The organism is Shigella sp. FC1567 (genome assembly GCF_001743015.1).
Lineage (GTDB): Bacteria > Pseudomonadota > Gammaproteobacteria > Enterobacterales > Enterobacteriaceae > Escherichia > Escherichia coli.
The window spans coordinates 1-7551 of record NZ_MIIV01000102.1 but is presented as its reverse complement, the minus strand read 5'-3'; the positions used below and the strand labels follow the sequence as shown (position 1 = coordinate 7551).

Annotated in this window: 4 protein-coding genes and 8 pseudogenes; 2 read left to right on the top strand and 10 right to left on the bottom strand. The window is 45.0% G+C overall.

Translation table 11 applies throughout. From position 1 onward, the window contains the following. On the top strand, positions 1–234 hold a 234-nt coding region (locus tag BHE85_RS07780; RefSeq protein WP_001393844.1), incomplete at its 5' end, for an IS1 family transposase. A 253-nt stretch (positions 235–487) separates the two neighbouring features. On the opposite strand, the pseudogene BHE85_RS07775 reads toward BHE85_RS07780, so the two are convergent. Next, positions 488–1042: pseudogene (locus BHE85_RS07775) on the bottom strand (IS3-like element IS3H family transposase); the annotation flags it as partial. A gap of 142 nt (positions 1043–1184) precedes the next feature. Here BHE85_RS07775 and BHE85_RS26935 point away from each other — a divergent pair. Beyond that, a pseudogene (locus BHE85_RS26935) lies at positions 1185–1307 on the top strand (transposase domain-containing protein); the annotation flags it as partial. Between the two features lie 261 nt (positions 1308–1568). Here the strand turns inward: BHE85_RS26935 and ipgB2 are convergent. The 9 genes and pseudogenes from ipgB2 to tnpA form a co-directional block, all read right to left on the bottom strand. Continuing rightward, entirely contained in the window at positions 1569–2135 is a 567-nt protein-coding gene (gene ipgB2, locus BHE85_RS07765) for a type III secretion effector IpgB2 (RefSeq protein WP_005057975.1), read from the bottom strand. 281 nt (positions 2136–2416) lie between these two features. Then, the gene (locus BHE85_RS26710) at positions 2417–2731 is read right to left on the bottom strand and encodes a hypothetical protein (RefSeq protein WP_032490754.1); all 315 of its coding nucleotides are present in this window, start codon (positions 2729–2731) and stop codon (positions 2417–2419) included. Positions 2732–2808: 77 nt separating this feature from the next. Then, positions 2809–2919, bottom strand: a pseudogene (locus BHE85_RS26395) (IS3 family transposase); the annotation flags it as partial. Between the two features lie 323 nt (positions 2920–3242). Continuing rightward, positions 3243–3919: pseudogene (gene ospD1 / locus BHE85_RS07745) on the bottom strand (type 3 secretion system effector/anti-activator OspD1). A 370-nt stretch (positions 3920–4289) separates the two neighbouring features. After that, positions 4290–4427: pseudogene (locus BHE85_RS07740) on the bottom strand (IS630 family transposase); the annotation flags it as partial. An 84-nt stretch (positions 4428–4511) separates the two neighbouring features. Continuing rightward, positions 4512–4807: pseudogene (locus BHE85_RS07735) on the bottom strand (transposase); the annotation flags it as partial. Between the two features lie 480 nt (positions 4808–5287). Then, positions 5288–6712: pseudogene (gene tnpC, locus BHE85_RS28045) on the bottom strand (IS66 family transposase). 19 nt (positions 6713–6731) lie between these two features. Beyond that, on the bottom strand, positions 6732–7079 hold the full coding sequence (tnpB, locus tag BHE85_RS07720; protein ID WP_000622995.1) for an IS66 family insertion sequence element accessory protein TnpB: 348 nt from the start codon (positions 7077–7079) through the stop codon (positions 6732–6734). After that, positions 7079–7455: pseudogene (tnpA, locus tag BHE85_RS07715) on the bottom strand (IS66-like element accessory protein TnpA); the annotation flags it as partial. The gene tnpB and the pseudogene tnpA, both read right to left, overlap by 1 nt. Positions 7456–7551: the final 96 nt, after the last annotated feature.

Here is a 7551-nt window from a genome sequence, read left to right as displayed (position 1 = left end):
TCGGCCTTTGAGGTCGTGGTATGGATGACGGATGGCTGGCCGCTGTATGAATCACGCCTGAAGGGAAAGCTGCACGTTATCAGCAAGCGTTACACTCAGCGCATTGAGCGACATAATCTGAATCTGAGACAACATCTGGCAAGGCTGGGACGGAAGTCACTGTCGTTCTCAAAATCGGTGGAGCTGCATGACAAGGTCATCGGGCATTATCTGAACATAAAACACTATCAGTAAGTTGGAGTCATTACCTTAAAAACCTTCTCATGTTTAGAGTTTTTTATTATGTTTATCATAATGATATGACGATCTGAGTTTTTAAAATCAAGAAGAAAAGATAAGTTTTTTAAATGCACAGTGCCTGTGGATAACTTTGCGTAAATCCGGAGGACAGATCACTCTGAAGCAAGACAACAGCATCTGAAAACAATATGCTCACGTTTCAACCACAGGGCGTAAGTGATCCTACCCACGTAATATGGACACAGGCCTAAGCGAGGTTCTGGTTTTCAAATTGTTCCGGACTGAGGCCGCCACACCAACTGTGCCGTCGCCAGCGATTGTAATCACATTCGATATAATTAAACACTGTTGCCCGCATTATTTCCCGGCTGATAAAGTGTTCTCCGTGGAGACATTCCACTTTCAGCGAATGAAAGAAGCTTTCCACGCAGGCATTATCGTAGCAGCAGCCCTTTGCGCTCATACTGCCACGCAGATTATGCCACTTCAGCAGCGCCTGATAATCTGCTGAACAGTACTGACTTCCTCGGTCCGAGTGAACGATAACGTTCCGGGGTCTCTTACGCCGCCACAGCGCCATCTGCAGGGCATCGCAGGCCAGTTGCGCCGTCAGGCGTGGTGACATGGACCAGCCAATAACGGCACGTGACCACAGGTCAATGACCACAGCCAGATACAGCCAGCCTTCATCTGTACGTAAGTACGTGATGTCTCCCGCCCACTTCTGGTTCGGACCACTGGCGTAAAAATCCTGCTCCAGCAGATTTTCTGACACAGGCAGGCCATGTGCGCGGTAACTGACCGTATTGCTGGGTAAGATCAATTTGCTCACTGGTATTTACTACGTGCATCGAATGAGTGATCAAGAGCCGTATGACGCGAGAGTGTCACGTACGGTTCCGTGAGCAGCCGGAGAGTGAAACTCTCTCCGGCTGACTCGACTCGCAGGTTCCGACAGCGGTGACGAACATGCAGCGGTGTTGTTCTCGCTGATCGGCACATGCCGTCTGAACAATGTGGAGCCAGAAAAATGGCTGCGTTACGTTATTGAACATATCCAGGACTGACCGGCAAACCGGGTACGCGATCTGTTGCCTTGGAAAGTTGATCTGACTTCTCAGTAAATATCAATATGATTCTGACGAGCCGCTTACCTTTGAGCAGAGAAAGGGGAGAGGGATCCCACATCCATGAGCTAGGAAAATACAAAAACTGGCTATACAACAATTCAATATATTAGGACTTACTTGCGAGGAGAAATATAGCACCGCTCAGGCAATTCCTGGGTATTTACTTTTCTTAGTTTCTTTACTCGGGATGTTCTGTCATCAGAAAGGCGATTCTAAATTTGTAATATAATCACTCATATTCCCACGTAATTTCTTTAGATCAATATATTGCACATTTTTCTCAAAAAACTGATCGGAAATAAGATTTGCAACATTGCTTGTTGTATCATTTTTAACGCTTCTATTCATCCCTTCACAAAGTTCGTCCATTTTCTTTTTGAAATAACTGCTTCCTGATACAAGATGATTTATGGAACTTTGTGCAGCATTGATGTCTAGAGAAATGTGATAATCTTTCTCAACCTGTTTAAATATCTGTTTACGGAGATTATCGCCGATTTTTCGGCTGTGTTCTGCACAAAACTTATCAATACATTGGTTTACCACCCGGGATACGTAGACTTTTTTTTCATCATTTTTCCAATCTGTAATATTTTCACCGATTTGTTCTGAAACAGAGCTCAAAATACTAGTATTTATTTTGGTTGATGATATTTTTACTATCCTTTTCCCCATTGTACAGCGGATAATCTCATCAACCTTTCCTGAAAAATATCTTTTGTGAGATAAACTGATTCCAAAATTATTAAAAGATGTTCCAAGCATTATAATCACTTTGTCATGTAAAATAGTAACATTGTCATTATTTTAGCTGATTCAAACAATTCTGTAAATGCTTTGAGTTCTTTACTCCCTTGGCTCAATGATGGACCGTCTGGAATCCCAGAGACTAAACTCTCTGAGAAAGAGAGTATGAAAAAACTTGGGGCAGTCCCTAAATGAAGGGACCAACAGCGGTAAAATAACCGGCATCATTCATAATGATGCCCTGTTAGTTGTAGTTATGAAGATTTACGTCATTAAAATTGCTGTTCGTAGTGTCAGTCCTATGGTCTGGCATCAGCTGAGGATCGTAGCCGATACATCACTGGCTTCACGACATTCGTGTTGAGGCTATTCATGAAAACTCCACGCTGAAAACGCCTTTTTGTATAAACGGTCACGGTATGCCCGGAGCCACTGTTGCTGATGAATTCGATAAAACCTTGGCGTTTCTTGAAGCTATCGTTAATGCGGATAATGAAACAACGATTGGTGAGATTCGCTCTTTTGCCGACACCCTGGGCGCTGTCCGGTTCAATCGCAACAAAATCAACCGGCAGCTGAGCAAACCCAACCTTGCCTCTCTGGCGCTGGAGCATGAAGTGATTTAGCTGGGACGTAGCCACTGACAGCTTCTATAAAAGTATGATCCTACCCACGTAATATGAACACAGGCTTAAGTGAGGTTCTGGTTTTCAAATTGTTCAGGACTGAGACCTCCACACCAACTGTGCCGTCGTCAGCGATTGTAATCGCACTTGATATAATTAAACACTGTATATTTCATTTGTGGAGTCTCCAGTCTGAGGGGGCTTTATGCATTCCGTATTGGGCACTATGATGCCAGAAATCTGCAAGGCTCCACACCTTCCTGTATTTCCCTTCCTCTATCACAGTGCACTTTACTTAATAGGGTGGGATGTGTTCATTACATTTATTGTGTTTTTTATGATTGTTTTTGCGTCCAGTGTCGTTCGTCATGGGAAACTGGTTCTATGGGTAGTATCGCTCAGTCTAGTTAACTGTTTGTTTCTTTTTAGAAATTAAGCAGATCACACAATTCGGGGAGAGCTCCTTCTAAGTGCAATTCTTTGCAGCTATTTAGCACACTTAAAACAACTCTTGTATTTTGTCAGAAATAATATTAAACATGTCTTGTTCATTATTGTTAAGTCTGTCTGCTATTTCTGTAAGTTTTATCCCACTATGATGGCATATATTTATATATGCATCATAGCCTCGATATTCCCTTTCCCTGCGGCCAGAAATAATCCTGGTAACCCCTCATTATCTCTTACATCCAATAGTTTAATCGTTTCTTTTGGTGATAAATCAAAAGTTTTAATAAAATCTCCATAAGCTTGAATCGCAGCGGAATGACCTTCTTGAAGAGCTATGAACAAAGCAGATTCCCCAGCATTATTTCGTGCTGCAAGAACTTCTAGTTTTTCCTCTTTGGGTATTTCGGCTGCCAACAGCGATTCACCGTATTTACGCGCTGCATCAGCATTTCCATGCCAAATCAATGAAAACAAATTATGGCGGTTATACTCCTTATTATTCTTTGTCGGAATGGATATGCTCTGTATTTTGGCCAATTTTCTGAAAGAAACACCACTATATCCCCCCCCTGATTTTTCTTCATTGATGGCGTGGGATATAGCGGTATTTGTCACGTTAATGATATTACGTTTCATTCCTTTATTTTCATTAGCAGTATTGCTGCCTATTATTAGGTGCATATTTTTGTTGTTTGCTGGATGTAATCCATAGTTATTTATTGACATTTTTGTTCATCCTTTTTGCTAAAAAAAACAATAACCTATTTTTGTAATGTAATAGATATTAGTCTATTGCTAATCTAAAAAAACCATTGCCACATTGAATGGCTATATTCACCAATAAATTCTTTCGATTTCGTATATTGACATATCGTAGATATATCTTATCCCTAAGATTCAATAATCGAGTCCGTTTACCATTCTGTGCAAGCGCCTTCACTCAGAAGTGACCGTCAAGGCGATCACCAAACTTGATAATAAAGCAGCTCATTGCCATACGCCAGTCCTTAAGGGGCGTTGTCCATTTCTGTGATGCTGCCTAGATTTAACTGCCTGCTCCGGCTTATCTACATCTAAATATGTGAGCCTAATACCGCTACACTTTGGCCAGACTATGTTTTTCTCCGGGAAGTGGGCTAACCGTCTCCATAAAGTGACGAACTTTTTTCAACAGTGGCCATATTGAACGGCACTGATGATTACGGGTTATTGTCTCATGAAGAGCCGGCCACATCACTGACAGCAGTGACTTCAGGCCTTCAGCACCAGACAGCCTGAACCAGTTAATCCATCGCCCGACAGATTTAGTAATCTAGGGCTGGTTTTTCTTCAGCTGTTGCGGTTCGAAAGTGCCATTACGATCACGCAGAGTACGGATTTCCAGAGGTTCATCTCCAGTAGTGATAATCTTCGTTAAGCAACCATTGCGGGAATTGCTGCCAGATCTAAGCTGATTTTTCTCGCACCCAAGATGATGAGTCATATTAGCATTGAGTACGGTTTCATTTTCAGCATCCAATCAAACTGACTGAGATCTTCAGGATTTTTGAGACTTTTGGCTAGTTCATTAGCTAAAGCCCGCAACTTATTAGATGTCAACTGTTTTTCATTCATAAATTCACCTTCATTTGATATCAAATTAAATAGTTCAACATCAGAGAATTATACAAACTTATGTACAGGCTCCTATGATCTTCGAATCCTGAAGATTATAGTGAAAATAAGTTTTCACGTTGAAATCCCACATAGTTAGTATATGATAAATAATCATGGATGACCTGATTAACCTCTTGGGGTAGTGCTTTTATAGAAGAATAAATATTCTACTAATTTAATACATCACCTAAAATAGTATTGTTTTTTATGGTTGGTTGAAGGTCGTGGTGATGATGTTAGTCCTTTTGAGAATATTCCAGTGCCAGATCTTACTTATAATAAAGGGGCTTGGCAGTTTGGATAAACTATTGTTCTTATTCCACTAATACAAACTTTTTGTAAAGTATATTAAATATACTTCATTTCATACTGAAATCCCCGGAAGTATTCAATCAAACAATTACACCATAAAAGGAAGAGGGGGCCCTAATTAAGTTGTCAAGCATGTTTATGATACCTGCAGGGTATAAATTTTCTGGCTGCAAGCAGACACATATAAAACGTCTTTATTGATCCTACCCACATAATATGGACACAGTCGTAAGTGAGGCTCTGGTTTTCAAATTGTTCCGGACTGAGACCACCACACCAACGGTGCCGTCGCCAGCGATTGTAATCGCACTCGATATAACTAAACACTGTTGCCCGCACTATTTCCCGATGGATAATAGTGTTCTCCGTGGAGACATTCCATTTTCAGCGAATGAATTTTCATCTGTTGCTGTATCCAGTCATACAGTGACTGCATCAGTGGCGCGGCTCTGGCTTTTCTTGCCGCCAGACGCTGTTCTGCTGAACATCCCCGGACTTCTGCCTCGATGGCATACAGTTCACCGATACGCAGCAGGGCTTCCGTTATTCTGCCGGATTCGTACAACGCCCGGTAACCACCGTAAGCATCGGCCTGAAGCACTCCGCTGTAACCGGCCAGATGATTCTGTGGATGGATACCTTTCCGGTCCGGTGAGTACGCGAACCAGACGCCGGAGGCATTTCCGAACCGGCGTTACGGTCATCACGGACATAGACCCACAGCCGGGCAGTTCTTGTTTTACCACTGCCCGGCTCCTGGACCGGAACGGGGATATCATCCGCATGAACTTTACCGGGCATCAGCACATACTGGCGCAGGACGTCATACAGCGGCTCCAGCAGTTCAGCAACGGCACCGGTCCAGCGACCCAGTGTGGCACGGCTCAGCTCCACGCCCTGACGACGTTATATTTCTGACTGGCGGTATAACGGCAGATAGCCTGCATATTTTCCAGCGACAACATGGGCCAGAAGCCCCGCTCCGGCATAACTGCGTGCAATGGGTTTTGAAGGCACCGGTGCCTGCACGATATGGTCACACCGGCAACAGGCCAGTTTCGGACGTTGTGTTTCGATAACCTTAAAGGCGCTGCTGATAAGCTCCAGCTGCTCTGACACATCACATCCCAGAGAACTGAGTTCGCCACCACAGGCCGGGCAGCATTCCTCTTCCGGACGGATGACCCGGGTTTCACGGGGAAGTGAGGCAGGTAACGGTTTACGGGCTGAAGACTGGCGCAGGGGAGATGGCAGTACCGGGTCATATTGCTCACCCAGCGTTTCCGCCATTTCTTCCTGAAGTGCGCTGATTCGCTCCTGTGCTTCCAGTATCTGCCGTTCGGTTTTTGCGCGAAGTTTTTCTGAGCTTTAACCGAACTGCATGCGCTGCAGTTTCGCAACCAGCGCCTTCAGCCGGTTGATTTCGGAAGCATAAGCCGCCACCCGCTGTGAGAGCAGGCGGTTGTATTTCGCCATCTGGCGGATGGTGTCCTGTTGCGTCTGCAACAGTGCCCGCAGGCGGGCATTCTCATGAGCAAGTGAGGTGTCCATATCCTCACTTTACAACGGGTTATATGCGGATGCCAGCGCGTTCCGTTCGTTTCGGGTGTTTCCAGTCGATGCCCTCAAGAAGCATGGATAACTGGGCCGGAGTAAGGTGCACCTTGCCGTCACGGGTGACCGGCCAGACGAAGCGGCCCCGCTCCAGGCGTCTGGTAAAGAGGCACAGTCCGTCACTGTCAGCCCACAACACTTTTATCTGGTCACCCCGGCGTCCGCGGAAGATGAACAGATGCCCGGAGAACGGGTCATCCTTCAGGACGTTCTGAACTTTTGAGGCCAGGCCGTTAAAGCCATTTCGCATATCGGTGATACCTGCAACCAGCCAGATACGCGAACCTGCAGGGAAAGATATCATCAGTGGCTGCTCCCTTTTATTTCGCGGATAAGTATCTGTAATAACGCCGGCGTCAGTTTACCTTTAAGCCTGAGAGTTCCGGCCGGCAGAACCAGCTCACAGCACAGACTGTCGGACGGTGTATTTATCTGCTCTGGTTCCTGTGCCGAGCCGGGATTTTATTATCCGGCTCCGGCGTTAACGTCACGGGAAGCAGTGCAGGCATATTTTTTCCGGAAGGCAGCAGGCCACCTTTCCGGTATTGATGGCGCCAGTTGAAGAGCAGGTTATCGTTGATTCCGTTTTCACGGGCGATCTGCGCCACACAGGCTCCGGGCTGCAGTGACTGCTCCACTAAGGCGATTTTAAATTCATAAGGAAAATTAGGCCGCCGGGGTAATGCCGATCAGTTAAGGATCAGTTGACCGATCCAGTGGCTGTGTAAGAATCCGGAAACGCTCACTTGTTTCCGGATTTTTTTATGCACATTGGA